Origin of the sequence: Synechocystis sp. PCC 7509, assembly GCF_000332075.2 — a bacterium.
Taxonomy (GTDB): domain Bacteria; phylum Cyanobacteriota; class Cyanobacteriia; order Cyanobacteriales; family Chroococcidiopsidaceae; genus Aliterella.
On the sequence record NZ_ALVU02000001.1, the window covers coordinates 1,269,551 to 1,288,126 of the forward strand.

An 18,576-nucleotide genomic window follows, 5' to 3' on the forward strand; every position below is an offset into this window, starting at 1 on the left:
TCTTGCTCCAAATTAGGTCCTGGTGTAAGACGCTCCCACCAATCGGCTAAAATAATAGCTAAACTTTCTGGGGAGTGGCGCTCAAAAAACATACTATTGGGGGGATTTTGTTCTAAATGTACTGGAAAGTCCGAAAGGACAATAGGTTTTCCTAAAACTCTAGCATCTTCAACAACGGTACTCCAGCCTTCAAAAAGTGAAGGTTGAATTATCCCTAAAGAACGTCGCACTAGCTGGACTTGATCTAGTTTAGGTATCAAACCTAATAAAGGTACTTGTTGTTCGATATCAAGCTGTTGAAGACTTTGTTTGATTGTATCTGAGTATTCTGGTTGACGATAATCGTAAATTTTACCAGTACACACCACAATTGGATAAATTGACTTCTTTTTTAAGAGATTTAAAGCCTCAAATACTAATAAATGATTTTTGTGTCGCCAAAATTGGTTGCTAATGACAAAAAAGCGATCGGGTAGTTTGTACTTAGTTTGAATTTCTGTTGGGTCAGCTTCGTACCAGTCTGGTAAGCTATAAGTTCTAAAAGACAAAACTTTTGCTTTTTCTGCGGCTTCAGGAAAAAAATCTTTAAATTCTTTAGCAGCGTGTTTACTACTGAGAACAACAATAGCAGAATAACGAGTTGCATATTGATGTGCTTGTTCTCGTCTTTGAATTTCGGTTTCGCTAAAGTAATGAGTTAAATGTTTATGTTGAAAATCAGGAATCCAAGCGGCGGACTGATAATATTTTTTACCCTTATTTGGAGTCAAGTAAGGATAAATAAAATCAATTTTTGCTCTTTTAATAAAAGTATCAATTTGTGGAGAGGGTTGATTAAATACAGTTTTGATTAATTTCCATTTTACCCGACTTAAAAATATTCTTGGTTCTATATCCTCTTGATAATAAATTTCATTTATGTAAGGTTCGAGTTGCTGATGTAAACTTGGATCTACAGACTTACTAGAAACTAAGCACAATTCAAAGCTGGAACGAACGGCAATAGGGAGACTTCCTAAAGCCAGAATTAAATTTTTAATGTATTCTGTACCGCCAATCCAGTCAGAACCACCTTGCATAATTAGAGCAATTCGTAGAGGTTTCGTCATCATACGCCGATTAATTCTGCTCGACACCAGTTTGCAAAGGTTTTGATTCCTTGTTCTAGCGGTACAGAGGAATTAAAGCCTAAAAAATTTAATTTGGCAATATCTGCACTCCAATTGAGAGGTGTAGCCACAGGGACAACTCCATCAAAAGTGGGGGTATAGTCACAACCTAGAGCCTCTAACACCATAACAGCTAAGTTAGCGATCGCAACTTCTCTCCCCGTACCTAAGTTATACACTTCTCCCTGCATGGGCGCTTTGGTAGCTATGATGTCTAAAGCTTTGGCAATATCTAGGGCATGAATAAAATCTCTACTTTCTTGACCCGTACCTTGCAGTTTTAGCGATTTTTGGGCGATTACTTTTTGGCAGATATCCCAAACTACCTGACGACGCAAACCAGGACCATAGGCAGAAAAAATCCTCACACTAGCGGTAGGCAAACCATAAACTTTGGTAAATTCCAAACATAGCTGTTCGCCTTGCCATTTATGAAAACCGTAAGGAGACACAGGACTTGGCGGCTGATCTTCGCTGACGGGTAAAGATTGGGGATTGCCATAAACGGCAGCGCTAGATAGATAAATGAATCGACAAGTAGGTACATCGAGGCGCAAAGAGTTGAGTATTTCTAGCGTCAAAGCGGTATTAGCATAATAATCGGCAATAGGGTCAGTCACCGATAAACCAACCGATGCTCTACCCGCGCAGTGAATACAAATTTGGGGAGAGTGTTGCTTTAAATAGGTGCTGAGGTGGGGGTCAGGCAATCTTAGCCGATAGTAGACTGATAAATTGCCCAAGGGTGCATTTTCTGGTGGTGAATTATCAATCCCGATCACGTACCAGCCTTGAGCAAAGAAGTGACGGGCAATGTATCGACCTAAAAAGCCTGCAACCCCAGTCACTAAGATAGAATTAGTCATGGTTTGGCGGCTAAAAAAGAATAGTGACGACCGGGATAATTGGACTTTTGGGACAGCAGCCAACTGTATAACTTCTGGAGCAATTTGTTAGTTGCAAGTGTCGCCGCTAATTTACCACCACAATAAGCAGTTAAAGAAGTTGAGAGCTTTGCTTGAAACTCTTGTTCGGTCATGGGAGCGTAATTTATGACACTTTGGTAGGGTGCGATCGCGCTTTTTAGTTTTAATCCAGCTTTTTTGATTGCATTGGTATACTCGGTAAGCAGATAGGCGTTTTCTCCGCCGTATAAGTTATGGAGGGGATGAGATTGTAAAAATGTTGGTAAGTCTTCTTTACGGGAAATAATATGTTCGCGGGTAGCGATAAATATGCCTTTTGGCTTTAAAACTCTAGCCGCTTCAGAACACAACTTATCTAAATCTTGAGCGTGATGTAAAACCGCACGTCCGTAAACTATATCAAAAGTATTTGCAGCAAAAGGTAAGGTTTCGCCGTACTCTCGAACAGTTTGAATCGCTACGCCAGTTTTATCGACTAATGATTGGATTGCTTGAGCGCCAACTAAAGCGCTAGGATCGGGTTCTAAGGCGGTAACGTTACAACCAGCCTTGGCAAAAGCATAACTAGAAATGCCTCTACCTGCACCTAAATCGAGGACTTTCCCAGATAAACTACCTTGCAATAGCTTTTCTACAGCTAACCACTCCTGGCTATTGCTAAATCGTTCGGCGGCGGATTCGATCGGATCGTCGTAGTAGCAATATTTTACCAGTGCTTGCTGTTCTGGCTGCGATCGCAACCAACTTACAGCTTGTTCCCAAGTATGAGTAAAATTTGTGTTCATACTAACAATTTATTTCCAAAGTTCTAGGGCGGCGATCGCTCGGCTACAAGCAGCATAATCGGGATCGTAATCTTTTGTACTCTTTGGATTGAAATATTTTGTATCGTGAATATTAAACCCAGCAAAGTCTTGGCAATGTTCTTTGTCGCTTATTGACCAACCGCCAGCTTCGTAGCAATAATAAGTCTCCACCAATTTACTCGGCGCAAAAGTAGCGATCAATTGGTCAATCATTTCCTTAGTAAACTGTTGATACCAGCCAAAATCTGTATATTTACCGTAAGGAACGCTAATATAAACTTTTCCTCCTGGTTTAGTTACTCTTTTAAATTCCTTCACAGCTAAGAGAAAGTCTAAATTTTTTTTCTCTTGGAAAGCTTCGTTGTCAGAGTAAATTGAATTATTCATGCCAATATGTTCAATTGTTGACAGCGAAACTACTTCATCAAAACAATTGTCTTTGAAATCTAATTGCCGCAAGTCTCCAAATACATAGGAAATCCTATTTTCCCAGTAACAGTTAGGTTCTGGTTCTAAAGTCACAATTGTTATAGCTTTAGAGCAAAGGCGATCGTGTTTTAAAACATAGTCATAATTTAATATAGATCCCGCATCAAGTATTTTGCTTGTTTTGTTATCAACTCGCGACAAAAACCAAGGATACTCAACTACTCGCTCATCTAAAAACTCTCCATATTTTTCCGATAGCTTTTGATTATTACGGAATTTTTCTAAGGTAGAAGCATCATTAATAACGTTGTAGATAAAATCTTTTTTATATAATTCATAACCTACAGACCAAGGTTTGCGCTCGTTGTTAATATAAGCTTTAATTTGTTTGTTTTTTATTGACTTATATCGCCAGTCTCGGAAATTTTCGTAAACTTGTTTTAAGGACGTGATTAGCATATTTTTTTAATTATGTTAGCTGGGTTTCCTGCCACAATTACAAATTCAGGAACATCTTTAGTTACCACAGAACAAGCCCCAATAATTGCTCCTTTGCCAATGGTTACTCCTTTAAGGATTGTGGAGTTAAATCCTATCCAGACATCATCTTTGATGTAAACAGGTTGGGATTCTATACCAACATCATTAATTGTAGGATGACCACTTGACATGATTTTAGTAAAATGATTATGTCTTAGATTGGCATCGGTAGAGTGAGAATTTGTATCATGGATATTTACATTATGTGAAATTAGGACGCGATCGCCAATTTTTACTGAGGTTGCAGACCATATGCGCGTACCTTCTCCTATATAACAATCTTGTCCAATGTCTATTTTACCCGCATGAGCAAATATAAGTAGTTGACCCATTACTACAGAATTTTTACCAATTGAAATTAATTCAGAGTTATTTGCCAAATTATCAATTCTAGCCTGGGGCATAATCTTAACAGAGGTATCTACAATAGCATTTTGAAAAAAAATATTATTTAATTCCACCTGACTTCCAAATTTTATTAAGCTTGATACAGCTTTATAAAGTTGATACTTCAACTTATTTTTATTAGACTCCATACTCTTATTCATTTAGAGAAGCCGATTTTTAGTTGTAAAAGCATTTTTCTTAATCAGCTACCAACCCCTACTACTGTCAAACTTATTCAATATAACCTAGCACCTCTAATAAGTTTCCTGTAGCTTCATTAAAACACGCTTCAGTTGATGGATTGAAATGATTTTTCCAATCTCCTGCTGATGCTTTACGGTAATGGGAACTTATATCTTCCTTACCTTGCTCTCTTCCTTGGAAATGATTATCAATTTTGTGTCTTTCGTACAAAATATTAACTTGATCCTCTGGCATTTGGATATCTAAGTATTTAAAAATGTCTTTTAAACAAGTGAAATTATTGCTTGCTAAATCTTCATAAAGTATTATTTTGATTTTACTATCACTTTTAGCTGCTTCCATCCAAGATTTTTGAGCAGCAAATAGACCAACGTCTTTAAGTTTATATATACTGTAAGTCAAACCATCTTCTAAATTTAATTTATTCAACTCATCTCTTACAGGATTTACTAAACGATTTGGAGTGTGGGAATATCGCACCGAAAAATACCAAGAAATTACAATGTCGCGTGGATCTCTTAAAACAAAAAAAGACTTATAGGACTTTGGCTTAGGAATACTTATATAAGTTGGGTAATCAATATAGAAATTAGTACCAATTGTGCGTTTAGGCAAAGGTTCATTGAAGGCTGCATCTTGTAATCTGTTAGGTATTTGATTAAAAGGATGTACTTCTAAACCAGTATATTTGTAGAATATCGGATCGTTAAATATCGCTTTAAACCATTGACTAGCAGTTTTTTGAGTACAACAATGATAAATATTGTCGTAGGGAGAATATTGAACTACTCCAAATCTTCGATAAAGCTTATATAAATTAATTAATACTTGTTGCTTGTTCATCTTAGATTTAATATTTAACAGCATATGTACCTCTATAAAAATTAACTTGCCTAAAAAAACTCTTTAAAACTTAACTTATTATAAATAGCCTAGTTGTTTGAGAGTTAATCCATGTACTGCAATAAAATTCGTCATTAACTCTTGATTAAAATACATTTCAGCTTCTCCAATTTTACCATTTCTTACAAATTGAATACTAGGATCTAAATCTTTAATAATTTGTTCTTTTCGTTCAAGCTCTAGTTTTTTCATGCTTTCAAAACTAGAGGCTTCTACCGCAGATTTTACTAACTTGGTATCAATAACAATTTTGGCAAATTTTAAAACTCTAATTAATTCAAAATATGGATTTAATTTTAAGTCTTCATATTTAATTAACAGAAAATCTTTTGTTGGATTGTTCAACCAAGAATTAACATGGTCACTCCAAGCTGTGTAGTTATCAACTTTACCTGCATTGAACTTTATTAAAAAGTCTTCAAACGTTTCTTCTTTGCTAACTATACCAAACTTTTTTGCATGGAAATAGTAAGATACGGCTACATCTTTTCCATCTCGAACTAAATATATAACTTTATGATAATCGCCTGTAAATGGCTGATGACTTTTAACAAATTTTAACCTGTCTTGACTACTAATAGATTGCTTCTGCGTAAAGTGAATACCTGGTATTAACAAATGAGCGTTGTCAAAATTACACTGATTGTCAGTTAAATAATTAGCAAGTAAAAAACGTAGCCAAGTATTACCAGACTTAGGATAGGAAACTAAAAAAATATCATCAGTAGATATTTCAATATTTGATTTTGACTCTTTGAAAATATTTAATATTTTCCGAACATTTGTTTTGAGCATTTTTTAAAAGAGTACCATTTAATTTACTGCTGTTTTATTTTTTATTAATAATTCTTGAAAATGAATTTTTAATTCGTTTTTTTACTCATCATCAATATACTAAGCTACATTTGTAATATTTGAAATATCTTTATTCTCAAATAACATTAACTTAAATCATAAACAACTATTTTTATGCCGATTTTGGTAAAAACTTTATGATTGATATTAACAACACATAATAACAATATTGATTAAAAAAAATCTATTGTATTTATGGCTAATAGGTTGTACTTCACCTCTATCTATCAAAGCAAAAATGGTTTATTCAAGCTAACCACCAATCAACAATTTGTGTTTAACTTTAAGATAGTTTGCATAAATAACATTATTTACAAAATTAAAAGCTTTAAGTTCTTTGGCTAAAAAATCTTGTTGCTCAATCTGTTGCTCAATTTTGGTTTCAGCGTATTTATATAATTCTATATCTAATTTGTTTAAATCTTTAATTACATTCAATGTACTATTTAAAATGTCAGAAGTTTCCGGCCTGTTTTTGGTAACATTTTGCTTTTGATACAGTGGAAGACTCCAGCTAAAATAATTTTTAAGCAACATTAAACTTTCATCAAATTTAGAAGTCGTACCTACAAAGGAAAAATGGGTATTAATATTTTTTTTAGCTTTTTCTAACATTGCTACAGAGCATTTTCCAAACTCTACTTTATTGGCATCGACTCCTGCTATCATTCTAGTTTGACCATTGTCTAATTGAGTTGCTACGCCGCTATAAATATAATCATCCAAGCTCATATTTTTAGATGTTATCAGTTCATAATGTCGGTGAGCAGGATGGCGACGTATATAGTAGTAAAGCGAAATTGCTCTATCGACAGGTTCGCGCAGTAAAGTTACATAGGTAGCCGGACGAACTAAAAGCTCATGAAATCCATAACAAATATGACCTTTAATAACTTTGATGTTTTGGTGCTGTTTTTCAGATAAATGTTTGAAGTTTTCAGTTAATTCTAAAATCTGATCCGCATTTCCATAAAGATTATAAATATTTTTTGAATTATACTGCCGACTAATTATATTATTTAAAGTACTTCCAGCAGTCTTAGGAAGATGTAAAAAAATCAAAGCGGTGTTATTTAGTTTTTGCATTGGATTACTTTTATCATATTAGGTTCAAGCAATGGCTCGCTTAAGTTTTAACCTCGTTTACTACTCAAAATGTTTAACTAGACTGATTGCTTGCAACGAACCTAAAGCAACACGCTATGCTAGAAAATAACATAGTTCTTAAGACTTGCACAAATTTTTTTTGTGTCTTTTACCTTACTGCTTTAGTTATTAATTATGCTTGGCGACTATCTGGCATAAGGTAAAACAATTAATTACGCTTGTTAAACTATTTTGGCAAATAGGGGATTATTTTATATTTTTTTTGCTGTTGCTTCAATATTAAAGTCGGTAAAATGAGGCTTTGACAGCACAACAAATTACTTTTTCCAATTGCTTTTAATTTATTTACTCTCAATTAATGCTCTCCCAGGTAACTTACACTCAACTAATTTAGTTTGACTTTATAAAGTTGTTTTAGAAAAACTCACAAGAGCTTAACTTAGTCGTCATGAAAGTACCACCGTATAATTACGGTAGTTGACTAAAAAGCTTTGGTATTAAAAGCTATGATTTTAGAATTGAGCATGGATAAAGAAACTAAAAGTGCGATCGCCTATTCTAGTTTTGGATTTGTCCTTCATAAGGTTAAGCTGGATAATGGTAGCGATCGCTAACTGTTCATCAATATATGAGTTTTGGGTTATAGAAATCGTTAATGTTTGACCAAATATTAAATTCTCCTTACCATGCAGGGATAGAAGCGGCTTTTGTTTTAATTATCTTGTCGTTTTTAGAAGCGGTACTATCGGCGGATAATGCGATCGCTTTAGCGGCGCTGGCGCAAAGACTTGAAGATCCCAAGCTTCAAAGTCAAGCTCTCAATATTGGCTTGGTAGTTGCCTACGTGCTGCGAATTAGCTTGATTTTAACGGCAACTTGGGTAACAAAGTTTTGGCAATTTGAGTTGTTAGGCTCGGCTTACCTGTTATGGTTGGCGTGGCAATATTTTAGTTCGCCAAAGGACGAAGACGGAAACGAACATCACGCGCCGGGTTTTACGTCTTTATGGCAAGCCATCCCAGTTATTGCCTTTACAGACTTGGCTTTTTCCTTAGATAGCGTTACTACAGCGATCGCAGTTTCTCAAGAAACTTGGCTAGTCTTAACGGGTGCAACTATTGGGATTATTACTTTACGGTTTATGGCGGGCTTGTTTATCCGTTGGCTTGATGAATTTGAGCATTTAGAAGACGCTGGCTACATTACGGTGGCGTTAGTCGGCTTGCGATTGCTATTAAGAGTGTTTGACTCGGCTTTGATTCCGCCAGAGTGGGTAATGATCAGTGCGATCGCCCTGATTTTTACTTGGGGTTTCTCGAAGAAGACGGTGACATCTTCTCCGACTCCCGAACCAGAGAAAGACGCTATTTCTAAATAAATATAGTTAAAACCCGCCTAGGCGGGTTTTGTTTATTCTCGAATCCAAGCGCTTACCGTCGGTTGCCAATTAACTAATTCATCGTCTGTAAACCACAAAGCAATCTCACTATTGGCAGTTTCTACCGCATCAGAACCGTGAATTAGGTTGCGACCAATGTTTACTCCCAAATCTCCTCTAATTGTCCCTGGCTCGGCTGTTAGAGGGTTGGTAGCGCCAATCATTTTTCTGGCGGAAGCTACTACACCGTCACCTTCCCAAACCATAGCCACGATCGGAGCAGAGATAATAAATTCAACTAAACCGCTAAAAAACGGGCGATCGCGATGAATAGCATAATGCTGTTCGGCTAATTCGCGACTTACTTTCATAAATTTTAAGCCAACTAGAGTAAAACCTTTGGCTTCAAAACGGCAAATAATCTCGCCCACCAATCCGCGTTGTACGCCATCAGGCTTAATGGCGATAAATGTCCTTTCCAAAACTATCTCTCCAAAACTCAATTGCCTATCAGATTATCCTAGAAAGTCTCCCTCTTTACTTATATGCTCTTAACCCTGATGCGTTAAACTGGCTATTCGTCAGGTGATAATTGAGGTCAGCCAAAAATGGGTGTTGAGTCAACCGCCACATCAGAAATTGAGAAAAAAGCCACCACCGAAACCCCTGAAGATAAAGCAGGGAAGCTATCGGCGCAGCACAAAACATCTGTAGCAATTGTCAAACCAGAAACTCCGCACTCGTGGAAGATTGAAGATAGCGAAGACCTTTATCGGATTGAAGGGTGGGGAGAGCCTTACTTTTCAATTAATGCGGTAGGTAATATCACCGTTTCCCCTAAAGGCGATCGCGGTGGGTCATTGGATCTGTTTGAATTGGTTAATGCTCTTAAGCAACGTAACTTAGGATTGCCGTTATTAATTCGCTTTTCCGATATTTTGGAAGATAGGATCGAGCGGTTGAATGCTTGCTTTGCTAAAGCGATCGCTAGATACAATTATCCGGGAGTTTATAAGGGAGTTTTTCCAGTTAAATGCAACCAACAACGGCATTTGATTGAGGACTTGGTGCGTTTTGGCAAACCTCATCAATTTGGTTTGGAAGCTGGTTCAAAACCCGAACTAATGATTGCGTTGGCGCTGTTAGATACTCCCGGAGCGTTGTTAATTTGCAATGGTTACAAAGACCGAGAGTACATTGAAACGGCGATGTTGTCCCAAAGACTCGGACAAACGGCAATTATTGTCCTAGAGCAAATAGAGGAAGTGGATTTAGTCATTGCTGCTAGTCGTCAGTTAGGAATTAAACCTATTTTGGGCATTCGGGCAAAGTTAAGCACTCAAGGGGTGGGGCGCTGGGGTGGTTCTAGTGGAGACAGAGCCAAGTTTGGGTTAACTATCCCCGAAATTATCCAAGCTGTAGAGCAACTAAGCGCTGCTAACTTGCTAGATTCGTTGCAGTTGCTGCACTTTCATATTGGTTCGCAAATTTCTGCCATTAACGTCGTTAAAGATGCGATTCGTGAAGCCAGCCAAATTTATGTAGAATTGGCGACTTTGGGCGCAAACATGAAGTATCTGGATGTGGGTGGTGGCTTGGGGGTAGATTATGACGGTTCGCAAACCAATTTCTACGCTTCCAAAAACTACAATATGCAGAATTACGCTAACGATATTGTGGCGGAATTGAAAGATACTTGCGCCGAACGTCAATTGCCTGTACCTACACTTATTAGCGAAAGTGGGAGAGCGATCGCTTCTCACCAATCTGTGCTTATTTTTGACGTTTTAAGTACCTGCGATGTCCCTTCCGGACAACCAGAACCGCCTAAAGAAGGAGAACCGCCGATTATTTGGAATTTGTGGGAAACTTATCAATCGATCAATGTCGAAAACTTCCAAGAGACTTTTCACGATGTGACTCAATTCAAAGAAGAAGCTATTAGTCGGTTTAATCTGGGAATTTTGCGTCTGACGGAGAGAGCAAGAGTAGAGCGGATTTATTGGGCGTGTTGCGAGAAGATTTTGGCAATTACTCGCCAGCAAGACTATGTACCGGACGATTTGGAAGATTTGGAAAAAATCATGGCTTCCATTTATTACATTAATTTATCGGTTTTTCAGTCCGCGCCGGATTGTTGGGCGATAGATCAGCTTTTTCCGATTATGCCAATTCACCGTTTGGGAGAAGAACCTACTCAACGCGGCATTTTAGCTGATTTAACTTGCGATAGTGATGGCAAAATTGACCGTTTTATCGATCTAAGAGATGTGAAGTCAGTTCTAGAATTGCATTCCTTCCAGCGATCAGAACCTTATTATTTGGGAATGTTTCTTGGTGGCGCTTATCAGGAAATTATGGGCAATTTGCACAACCTGTTTGGCGATACTAATGCTGTACATATCCAATTGACTCCCAAAAGCTACGAAATTGAACACGTAGTTAAGGGCGATACGATGACTGAAGTTGTTAGTTATGTTCAATACGATGCGGAAGATTTGATTGAAAGTATCCGCAAGCGTACCGAGCAAGCATTACAAGAAAAGCGGATTACTCTTTTGGAAGCGCAAAGATTGCTGCAAACCTACGAACAATCTTTGAGTAGGTATACTTATTTGAGTAACTAACTTTTAACTTTAGGAGACAGTATATATACTGTCTCCTATTAGTAATTGCTAGTGACTATCTAATAAATCCGCGATCGCTTGGCGCTCCGATGGCGGCTCTGATGGCGGTGCTTGCCTAGTATCGGTAATTAACCAATCTAACGCCGCCGCTTGCACATCAATCGTTGCTCCAGTTTTGTCTACACAATAACGCCCAAATACTAGCTTATCTACCAAACGTACCCCTGGGCCAAGACGGGCATATTCAAAAATTACGCTGTTTTCTACCGTAGCATCGCCACAAATCCAGCAATTGGGGCCAATCATCGTTGGCCCAACTATTTTAGCGCCATCTTCAATATGGGTCATGCCACCGATATAAACAGGGCCAGTAATATCTACTTTGTCCCAATTTACAGCCACATTTAACCCTGTATAAATGCCTTCTTTGACTTGATGTCCGGGAATTTTGACATTTTTTACCTTGCCCATCAGCACATCTTGAATTGCTTGCCAATAGTCGGGGACTTTGCCAATATCTACCCATTGGAAGTCCATCGAAATGCCATAAAAAGGTGCAGCTATTTCAACTAATTTGGGAAATAGTTGGCTGCCAATGTCGTATTCTTGACCAGAAGGGATGTAGTTTAAAACTTCTGGTTCAAATATATAAATTCCTGTATTAATATTTGTACTTAAAGCTTCTTCTACTGATGGCTTTTCTTGGAAAGCTTTAATGCGTCCATCTTCGTCGGTTACAACTACGCCGTAGCTAGATACTTCTTCTTTTGGCACGGATTTCATTACCACCGTGGCGATCGCACCTTTGGCTTTATGCCATTTAACCGCCGCCGTTAAATCTAGGTCAATTAAAGCATCACCGCATAAAACTACAAAAGTATCGTCAAAAAACGGCGAGAAGTCCTGAATCCGGCGCATCCCTCCCGCCGAGCCAATCGCTTCACCCACAAGCTCCCCGTCTACAATTCTTCCTTCAAAAGAGTAGGCAATTTGTACCCCAAAATGTTGCCCGTCGCGGAAATAACTTTCAATTTCGTTGGCTAGGTGGCTAACATTGACCACAATTTGGTCAAAACCATGCTGGCGCAATAGTTCCAGTAAAAACTCCATCACTGGCTTTTGCAGGATGGGAATCATTGGTTTAGGCATCGTATAAGTAATCGGGCGTATGCGAGTACCTTTACCAGCCGCTAAAATCATGGCTTTCATAAAGTCTTACTCCTCCGTTAATGCCATTTTATTGTGGTTAGTTGAGAATTCCATCATCTGTCAATTTCCGCCTTAGATGGTGACTGAGAGCGCGATCGCGTCCTAGAAAAAATGCCAATTGTTCATAATCAGTATTTTTGGGAGGTTAGATAGTTTTACGCAATTATAGGAATCATCGCAATTACCCTGGGGTAGATAGATGTTTTTGCCTAAAATTAACGGAGTCTACTTAGTCACCTGTATATTAATCTACTCGGATTTTGAGCTTTTGCTAAAAATTTACAGCGATCCTGGCTCTGGGCGATCGCCTACTGGTAAAGTTAAAGGACGAATTTTTAGTTCTTGATAAAATTCTTCTTGCTCCAACTCTACTTTGGATTGAGCAGATAGTAACAACAAAGCCCAAAATACACCAACGCGATCGCCCTTTGCCAAGGTTTCAAGATTGCTATGGTCAGGCAAATCTACCTTTGTTGATGGCATTAAGGAGCTAGTTTCTTGATGCCACAAATATACAAGTTGGTCTAAATTTAACCAATTTTGCCCCTGGGAATGCTGAGAGTAATTCGTCAAAAATTGGTCTAACTTTCCTGCTACTTCTGTCAAATTTTCTTGATGGGCAAGTTCTAACGTTGCGCGCGTAATTTGAGCGCGGGAAGCTAGACGCGAAGGGCGGCGACGATGGGGGGGAACAGGATGTTGCTCTCTATGGCTGTTTTGAGCCGCCATTAACTGCAACTGAGCGATTAATTCAATCAGAGTGACGGCGCGTTTTTGGGGCGGGAGTGCGGCGCTACGGCGGCGGATGTGTCCATCGTATTGCCCTCTAGATTTGCCTAGGGTCGTTTCCGCAAAAGCCAATAACTCCTCATCTTCGACGATTGGGTTCAATTCTAAAGCGCTGAGGGTGTTGGCTTTAAATAGCACTAGCATTGACGCTGATAAAAAAGCTTGTCCTGACTGGGACAAGTCCGTTTCATAAGCTGTGGGCATTGTTTCTTGGTTAGCCAAGAGTTTAATTAAATAGCGATCAATAACTTCAATTACCTGCACGTCCCAAGGATCGATCTCGCCTTTTTGGGCAAGCTCAATTAAAAGGGCAATACTTGCAAACAGTTGATCGGTATTCATAAATAGGGATGTTTGGTATAAGTGCGATCGCCCTCAATAAGTTTGAGCAATTAGCTTTTAGTTATAAAACATTTTGTGTCAATTAGTTATTGCTGTGGGGCGAATCCTCTCCAAGCGTCACGGTAGAGATAACGTCATTAGTTTGCTGGGCGCGAATAGCGTCAATTGTGCCTTTAATTGTGCCAGCAATTGGCACGGCAACAAGCGCTCCCAAAAATCCAGCTATTTCTGCTCCCATCAATAAAGCGACAAAAATCCAGATAGGATTAAGCCCGGTAAAATTGCCCAGGAGTCTAGGAGCGAGAATATTATCTTTAATTTGTTGCACGGCGATCGCAAATAATGCCGTTTGCACAGCTAACCACCAATTTTGAACTAAAACCAAAAGCGTAACTAAGCTAATTCCTAAAGTTGCGCCAATAAATGGAATCAACTCCGCCGAGCCAATTAGTAGCGCAAATAGTAAAGCAAAAGGTAGCCTCAAAGCTAGAAAGATCGGCGTTAAAACCACAAACATAAATAAGCCCAGCATTAACTGCGTAACAAAAAAATTATGGAAGTTTAGCTGTAAAGAAGCATTGAAAGCCGAGCCAAAGGGAGAAGGTAGTAACTCAATTAATCCTCTCCAGACGACTTTGCCGTACAACAGCATATAAAAAGCTAGTACCACCACAAACACAGTGTCAACTAGCCCGGATAGCGTTCCTAAAGCCAAGCCAAAAGCTTCTCCTGCTAATACTTGTACTTGGCTCTCTACGCGGGCGGTAATCCGATTGCTAAAGCCCGTCAGATCCAAGGGTAAGCGCCTAGCTCTAGCCCATTTGTCCAACCATGCCAAATTATCTTGACTCCTCTCTAACCAAGCGGGAATGCCTTGTAATAGTTCTTGCAACTGCTCAAAAATTAACGGCACAAGTGTGAAAGCAAAAATCACTAACAGCGATAGGCTAACAAGCAAAACAATAATCACCGCTTGAGTGCGACTGATGCCTACCCTTTCAAAAAATTTGACTGGGTAATTTAATAAAAAAGCTAGAATTGCCGCAACGATCAATACTGTAAACAAATGGTCGAAGTAACTAACCGCCTGGGATATTACCCAAACATTTATTGCCACAACTGGAGCGCCCAAACCAATAATAATTAAGCGTTGAAAAGAGGCTAAACGGCGCATTTCAAGTAACCTATACTATGGAGACTCCCATTTCAAGCATTCTCAGATGGACATTAGCGTAGCCAATCTTCGCCAAGATTACACGAAAGATGGATTAAGGGAAATAGATTTAGATCCCGATCCTGTTAAGCAATTTAAAACATGGTTTGACCAAGCCTTAGCCGCCCAGTTGCCCGAACCAAATGCTATGACCCTTGCTACAGCAACAATTGATGGCAAACCGTCAGCGCGGATGGTGTTGCTTAAAGACTTTAGCGATCGCGGTTTTGTCTTTTATACTAATTATCTCAGCCACAAAGGGCAGGAATTAACAACTAATCCTCAAGCTGCTTTAGTTTTTTGGTGGGCGCAGTTAGAGCGCCAAGTCCGCATTGAGGGGAAAGTTGAACTTGTTTCCCCCCCTGAATCTGATGAGTATTTCCACCAACGCCCAATTAATAGTCAATTAGGCGCTTGGGTATCAAATCAAAGTCAAATAGTCAATAGTCGCGAGGTTTTGGAACAACGTCAAGCCCAGTTAAAAGCTCAATACGAACAGCAAATTGTTCCTCGTCCCCAGCATTGGGGAGGTTTTCGGGTTGTACCTACCGCTCTTGAGTTTTGGCAAGGAAGACCTAGCCGCCTGCACGATCGCTTGCTGTATCGCCGCCTTGAAAATAATAGCTGGTCAATTGAGCGTTTAGCTCCTTAGCAAATTACTGATTTTGAGGGGTTGGAGCTAAAAAGGTTTGGGGATCGGGCATAAAACTATACCTCAAGAAAATTCCCAAAGCGACAAATAGACAAATAAATACTGTACCGATGCCTAAAAAGTCCGGCATCCAAAAAACTACTTCTATATGGTTCAATTGCCCAGGTTGTAGTTTCCACAACATTTGTTGTCCGTAAGTTTGTGGAGGAATAGAGTTTGCTGATTTTTCGATGCTTCGACCCCCCCAAGGAGTATTTAGACTAAATTCTAAATCAAACACCGCACCTGGACTAACTAAAACATTACCGTTATTGGCAATTAAAGAAAGACTCCGCAAATCTAAGTCATAAGTCAGGACTTGGCGTGATAGTAGCAATAGGTTGTTTTGAGCTACTTCTAGCTTAGAATCAATTTTTGGTAGTTCTTCGCTTGTTTTAGTTGAGTTTTGTGGCTCTACGGGATTAAAAAACTGATTAAATTTTGTCTCTAAATCCGCGCCATTATTAAAGGGAATTGTCACAGTGATTTCTTCGGAGGAAAGGCGCTTAACTTTGCCTTCTAGGCGTTTGGTACGCTGTTCTATGCTATTTAGCCATTGAGTCGCCGAGTCGCCGCTAAAACTTGTTAGGCGCTCTCCTAGCTTAATATGCTGGACGATTTCGCCGTGATTGGGACGGTCAAAGTTTACGCCTACGTCATATTTTACGCAGCCAGACAGGAAAAGTGAGGCTAGGATCATTATCCAAGCTATGCGGCTGCGTTTAATCCCACTGCTAATTTTTCTAGTCAAAAATTTACTGTTCATTTTTAACGAGCTAATAAATCAAATTGTTACCATCGTAAGCTTTACAAGGAGACTTAGCGCTAATTTAAGTATTTCCCCAATAGAGCAAGCCAATGGTTAAACCAATCACCAGTAGCGATACCCAAATAAATTGATTGTCTTTAGTATTTACTTGACTTAAATCTACAGGATCGGGCGCAGTCCGTGGTTTGGGCGCAGTCCGAGGCAAATTAGTATTACTTAGACGGGTTTGGTTAGTATTGTCGGCGATCGCTGCCAAATCGGGAATTTGGGTTAGCCATTCCGTCGGTCTTTTTAGCTGGGGTGCTTGCATAATATATAGCAACCGCTTTCCCTGCGAGCTAGTTTCCGCGTCAGGATGCTTTTTGATTTGTTCGCAAAGCGCGATCGCTTCCCCTAGTTGTCCGGCGGCTTCATAAGCTGTCACGAGCCAAATTAAAACTTTCCCCCCAAAACCCGAATTGCGGTTAACTAAGGCGCTGGCTTTTTCTAAGCGTTGTACCGATTCTCGGTACTGTCCCTTTTCAAAAGCACTGACTCCAGCGATATATTCTTTTTTAGCAATTTCCAAGCTTTCTGTCACTTTTTCCAGTTATTCAAACTCGTCTAAAGCGATCTTGCCATTTTCTCTAGCTACTTTGCCAATCAAAAAACTATTAGAATTGAATTAAGGCTTTGTTCAGGCTTAATGCCGTTACTCAATTGGGACAAAACTATGAATACTCAACGCTCTCGATTTGACCTAAATAATTTTAAGCTTCTAACCAAGGCGATCGCGCCTATCACGCTAATATTATTGGCTGCTGTGTCACTTTATGCCCCTAGGGCGATCGCCCAAAACCGTAGTGGGGTATCTTATCGCACACCCCTAAATAATCCAACTATTTACAACAACCCAATTAATAGTTCCGTTATCTACGGTAGTCCCATTCCTGCCCCATCAATCACTTATCCCCATAACTATTACCCTTACCCCAATAACTCCTACACTTACCCTAATTCGGTCGTTACTTATCCCAATAACTCCTACACTTACCCTAATTCGGTCGTTACTTACCCCAATAACTCCTACACTTACCCTAATTACCACCCAGGTTCGGTAATTAGAGTAAGAGAAGGTAGATCAAGATGGGACAATCGTATTTTAGTTAATCCGATAATTCGCGATTCTACGTTGATTAATCCCACAATTATTAAAATTCAACCCCAAAGACGCTATCGGTAAGTAAGTGCCATTGAGTAATTTTTAGCTGCATAAATTAGCTGTGCTTCTAGTTTAAAAACTCCGAGGCGACAATCATTGAGCCAATCCCGCTATCGGTAAAAATTTCTAGCAGTAAAGCGTGAGGGATACGTCCATCAATAATGTGGGCGGCTTTTACTCCTTGAGCCAAACTCCGCACGCAACAATTTACTTTCGGAATCATCCCCCCACCTACAATACCGTTAGTAATTAATTCGCGGGCTTGTTGAATATCTAACTTATAAAGCAAACTAGAGGGATCTTTATAGTCTTGCAAAATTCCGGCGGTATCGGTGAGCAAAATTAACTTCTCTGCTCCCAAAGCGGCGGCTATTTCCCCGGCTACGGTGTCGGCGTTAATGTTGTAAGCTTGTCCCGATTCGTCCGCCGCGACGCTGGAAACTACAGGAATATAACCATCTTTAAGTAATGATTCTAAAATTCGCACGTCTAGGGCGCTAACTTCGCCGACAAATCCAATTCCTTGACGACCTTCCGGGCGGGCTGTAATTAAATTGCCATCTTTGCCACATAAACCCACCGCCGAGCCGCCAGCTTGGTTAATTAAAGAAACAATTTCTTTATTAACTCGACCGACTAAAACCATTTCTACTACATCCATTGTGGGTGCGTCGGTTACTCGTAGCCCATTATTAAATTGAGGTTCAATTCCTAGCTTATCTAACCAGCTATTGATTTCTGGACCCCCACCGTGAACTATTACTGGGCGCAATCCTACACAAGCTAAAAATACAACATCCCTAACTACTTGGTCTTTGAGGGTGCTATCTTTCATCGCTGCGCCGCCATACTTGACGACGACAATTCGACCAGAAAACTGTTGGATATAGGGCAAAGCTTCACTTAGCACTCGGACGCGAGTAGCTTCAACTTCCCTAATATATTCGCGATCAAAGTTGTCCATAATCTGCTTTAACGTATCCTATGCAGTTTAATAGAGGATGCGATCGCACTTCAATGTCACAAATAAC

At 39.4% G+C, this 18,576-nt stretch carries 18 protein-coding genes and 1 pseudogene; 4 read left to right on the forward strand and 15 right to left on the reverse strand.

Annotated elements, in window-relative coordinates; genetic code table 11:
- Window positions 1-50: 50 nt before the first annotated feature.
- The 8 genes and pseudogenes from SYN7509_RS0206460 to SYN7509_RS0206495 all read right to left on the reverse strand — a co-directional run.
- Window positions 51-1,112, reverse strand: a pseudogene (locus tag SYN7509_RS0206460) (glycosyltransferase); the annotation flags it as partial.
- Complete coding sequence (locus SYN7509_RS0206465; protein WP_009634494.1) at window positions 1,109-2,035, reverse strand: NAD-dependent epimerase/dehydratase family protein; 927 nt, start codon at window positions 2,033-2,035, stop codon at window positions 1,109-1,111. The pseudogene SYN7509_RS0206460 and the gene SYN7509_RS0206465, both read right to left, overlap by 4 nt.
- Window positions 2,032-2,880 (reverse strand): class I SAM-dependent methyltransferase, encoded by an 849-nt coding sequence (locus tag SYN7509_RS0206470; RefSeq protein ID WP_009634493.1) that lies wholly within the window; start codon window positions 2,878-2,880, stop codon window positions 2,032-2,034. Before SYN7509_RS0206470 ends, SYN7509_RS0206465 begins: the two co-directional genes overlap by 4 nt.
- Before the next feature lie 9 nt (window positions 2,881-2,889).
- Window positions 2,890-3,789, reverse strand: coding sequence for a methyltransferase domain-containing protein (locus SYN7509_RS0206475; RefSeq protein ID WP_009634492.1), 900 nt, complete (start codon window positions 3,787-3,789; stop codon window positions 2,890-2,892).
- A complete protein-coding gene (locus tag SYN7509_RS31540; RefSeq protein WP_038020834.1) occupies window positions 3,783-4,406 on the reverse strand; it encodes an acyltransferase in 624 nt (207 codons plus the stop codon). The genes SYN7509_RS0206475 and SYN7509_RS31540 overlap by 7 nt, the downstream gene beginning before the upstream one ends.
- 82 nt (window positions 4,407-4,488) lie before the next feature.
- Complete coding sequence (locus SYN7509_RS0206485; RefSeq protein WP_202807215.1) at window positions 4,489-5,304, reverse strand: sulfotransferase domain-containing protein; 816 nt, start codon at window positions 5,302-5,304, stop codon at window positions 4,489-4,491.
- Between the two features lie 78 nt (window positions 5,305-5,382).
- A complete protein-coding gene (locus SYN7509_RS27520) occupies window positions 5,383-6,159 on the reverse strand; it encodes a sulfotransferase domain-containing protein (RefSeq protein WP_009634489.1) in 777 nt (258 codons plus the stop codon).
- Between the two features lie 312 nt (window positions 6,160-6,471).
- Entirely contained in the window at window positions 6,472-7,305 is an 834-nt protein-coding gene (locus SYN7509_RS0206495; RefSeq protein ID WP_009634488.1) for a sulfotransferase family 2 domain-containing protein, read from the reverse strand.
- 676 nt (window positions 7,306-7,981) lie between these two features.
- On the opposite strand from SYN7509_RS0206495, the gene SYN7509_RS0206505 reads away from it, so the two are divergent.
- A complete protein-coding gene (locus SYN7509_RS0206505; protein ID WP_009634487.1) occupies window positions 7,982-8,704 on the forward strand; it encodes a TerC family protein in 723 nt (240 codons plus the stop codon).
- 32 nt (window positions 8,705-8,736) lie between these two features.
- Here SYN7509_RS0206505 and ndk read toward each other — a convergent pair whose 3' ends face one another.
- Window positions 8,737-9,192 (reverse strand): nucleoside-diphosphate kinase, encoded by a 456-nt coding sequence (gene ndk, locus SYN7509_RS0206510; protein ID WP_227501540.1) that lies wholly within the window; start codon window positions 9,190-9,192, stop codon window positions 8,737-8,739.
- A gap of 120 nt (window positions 9,193-9,312) precedes the next feature.
- On the opposite strand from ndk, the gene speA reads away from it, so the two are divergent.
- Complete coding sequence (gene speA / locus SYN7509_RS0206515; protein ID WP_009634485.1) at window positions 9,313-11,331, forward strand: biosynthetic arginine decarboxylase; 2,019 nt, start codon at window positions 9,313-9,315, stop codon at window positions 11,329-11,331.
- A 48-nt stretch (window positions 11,332-11,379) separates the two neighbouring features.
- Here the strand turns inward: speA and SYN7509_RS0206520 are convergent, their stop codons facing one another.
- From SYN7509_RS0206520 to SYN7509_RS0206530, 3 genes are all read right to left on the reverse strand, one after another.
- A complete protein-coding gene (locus tag SYN7509_RS0206520; RefSeq protein ID WP_009634484.1) occupies window positions 11,380-12,540 on the reverse strand; it encodes a sugar phosphate nucleotidyltransferase in 1,161 nt (386 codons plus the stop codon).
- Between the two features lie 279 nt (window positions 12,541-12,819).
- Window positions 12,820-13,671, reverse strand: coding sequence for a segregation/condensation protein A (locus tag SYN7509_RS0206525; RefSeq protein WP_009634483.1), 852 nt, complete (start codon window positions 13,669-13,671; stop codon window positions 12,820-12,822).
- Between the two features lie 82 nt (window positions 13,672-13,753).
- Window positions 13,754-14,845 carry an AI-2E family transporter gene (locus tag SYN7509_RS0206530; RefSeq protein WP_009634482.1) on the reverse strand — a complete coding sequence of 364 codons (1,092 nt, stop codon included), beginning with the start codon at window positions 14,843-14,845 and terminating at the stop codon, window positions 13,754-13,756.
- Window positions 14,846-14,891: 46 nt separating this feature from the next.
- On the opposite strand from SYN7509_RS0206530, the gene pdxH reads away from it, so the two are divergent.
- The gene (gene pdxH / locus SYN7509_RS0206535) at window positions 14,892-15,536 is read left to right on the forward strand and encodes a pyridoxamine 5'-phosphate oxidase (protein WP_009634481.1); all 645 of its coding nucleotides are present in this window, start codon (window positions 14,892-14,894) and stop codon (window positions 15,534-15,536) included.
- A 4-nt stretch (window positions 15,537-15,540) separates the two neighbouring features.
- Here the strand turns inward: pdxH and SYN7509_RS0206540 are convergent, their stop codons facing one another.
- Together SYN7509_RS0206540 and SYN7509_RS0206545 are read right to left on the reverse strand one after the other, a co-directional pair.
- On the reverse strand, window positions 15,541-16,341 hold the full coding sequence (locus tag SYN7509_RS0206540; protein WP_009634480.1) for a DUF3153 domain-containing protein: 801 nt from the start codon (window positions 16,339-16,341) through the stop codon (window positions 15,541-15,543).
- 64 nt (window positions 16,342-16,405) lie between these two features.
- On the reverse strand, window positions 16,406-16,924 hold the full coding sequence (locus SYN7509_RS0206545; RefSeq protein ID WP_009634479.1) for a tetratricopeptide repeat protein: 519 nt from the start codon (window positions 16,922-16,924) through the stop codon (window positions 16,406-16,408).
- A gap of 132 nt (window positions 16,925-17,056) precedes the next feature.
- Between SYN7509_RS0206545 and SYN7509_RS0206550 the strand changes: the two genes are divergently transcribed.
- On the forward strand, window positions 17,057-17,566 hold the full coding sequence (locus SYN7509_RS0206550; protein WP_038020836.1) for a hypothetical protein: 510 nt from the start codon (window positions 17,057-17,059) through the stop codon (window positions 17,564-17,566).
- A 46-nt stretch (window positions 17,567-17,612) separates the two neighbouring features.
- On the opposite strand, the gene argB is transcribed toward SYN7509_RS0206550, so the two are convergent.
- Window positions 17,613-18,509, reverse strand: a complete 897-nt coding sequence (gene argB, locus SYN7509_RS0206555; RefSeq protein WP_009634477.1) for an acetylglutamate kinase — start codon at window positions 18,507-18,509, stop codon at window positions 17,613-17,615.
- Between the last annotated feature and the right edge of the window lie 67 nt (window positions 18,510-18,576).

Bases quoted from the DNA above. Each gene is read 5' to 3' on its own strand.
- SYN7509_RS0206475 (WP_009634492.1), bottom strand. From the start codon at position 3,789: ATGCTAATCACGTCCTTAAAACAAGTTTACGAAAATTTCCGAGACTGG.
- SYN7509_RS0206505 (WP_009634487.1), top strand. From the start codon at position 7,982: ATGTTTGACCAAATATTAAATTCTCCTTACCATGCAGGGATAGAAGCG.
- argB (WP_009634477.1), bottom strand. From the start codon at position 18,509: ATGGACAACTTTGATCGCGAATATATTAGGGAAGTTGAAGCTACTCGC.
- SYN7509_RS0206550 (WP_038020836.1), top strand. From the start codon at position 17,057: ATGAATACTCAACGCTCTCGATTTGACCTAAATAATTTTAAGCTTCTA.
- SYN7509_RS27520 (WP_009634489.1), bottom strand. From the start codon at position 6,159: ATGCTCAAAACAAATGTTCGGAAAATATTAAATATTTTCAAAGAGTCA.
- SYN7509_RS0206465 (WP_009634494.1), bottom strand. From the start codon at position 2,035: ATGACTAATTCTATCTTAGTGACTGGGGTTGCAGGCTTTTTAGGTCGA.
- SYN7509_RS0206540 (WP_009634480.1), bottom strand. From the start codon at position 16,341: ATGAACAGTAAATTTTTGACTAGAAAAATTAGCAGTGGGATTAAACGC.
- SYN7509_RS0206485 (WP_202807215.1), bottom strand. From the start codon at position 5,304: ATGAACAAGCAACAAGTATTAATTAATTTATATAAGCTTTATCGAAGA.
- speA (WP_009634485.1), top strand. From the start codon at position 9,313: ATGGGTGTTGAGTCAACCGCCACATCAGAAATTGAGAAAAAAGCCACC.
- SYN7509_RS0206525 (WP_009634483.1), bottom strand. From the start codon at position 13,671: ATGAATACCGATCAACTGTTTGCAAGTATTGCCCTTTTAATTGAGCTT.
- SYN7509_RS0206470 (WP_009634493.1), bottom strand. From the start codon at position 2,880: ATGAACACAAATTTTACTCATACTTGGGAACAAGCTGTAAGTTGGTTG.
- SYN7509_RS0206495 (WP_009634488.1), bottom strand. From the start codon at position 7,305: ATGCAAAAACTAAATAACACCGCTTTGATTTTTTTACATCTTCCTAAG.
- SYN7509_RS0206520 (WP_009634484.1), bottom strand. From the start codon at position 12,540: ATGAAAGCCATGATTTTAGCGGCTGGTAAAGGTACTCGCATACGCCCG.
- SYN7509_RS0206530 (WP_009634482.1), bottom strand. From the start codon at position 14,845: ATGCGCCGTTTAGCCTCTTTTCAACGCTTAATTATTATTGGTTTGGGC.
- pdxH (WP_009634481.1), top strand. From the start codon at position 14,892: ATGGACATTAGCGTAGCCAATCTTCGCCAAGATTACACGAAAGATGGA.
- SYN7509_RS31540 (WP_038020834.1), bottom strand. From the start codon at position 4,406: ATGGAGTCTAATAAAAATAAGTTGAAGTATCAACTTTATAAAGCTGTA.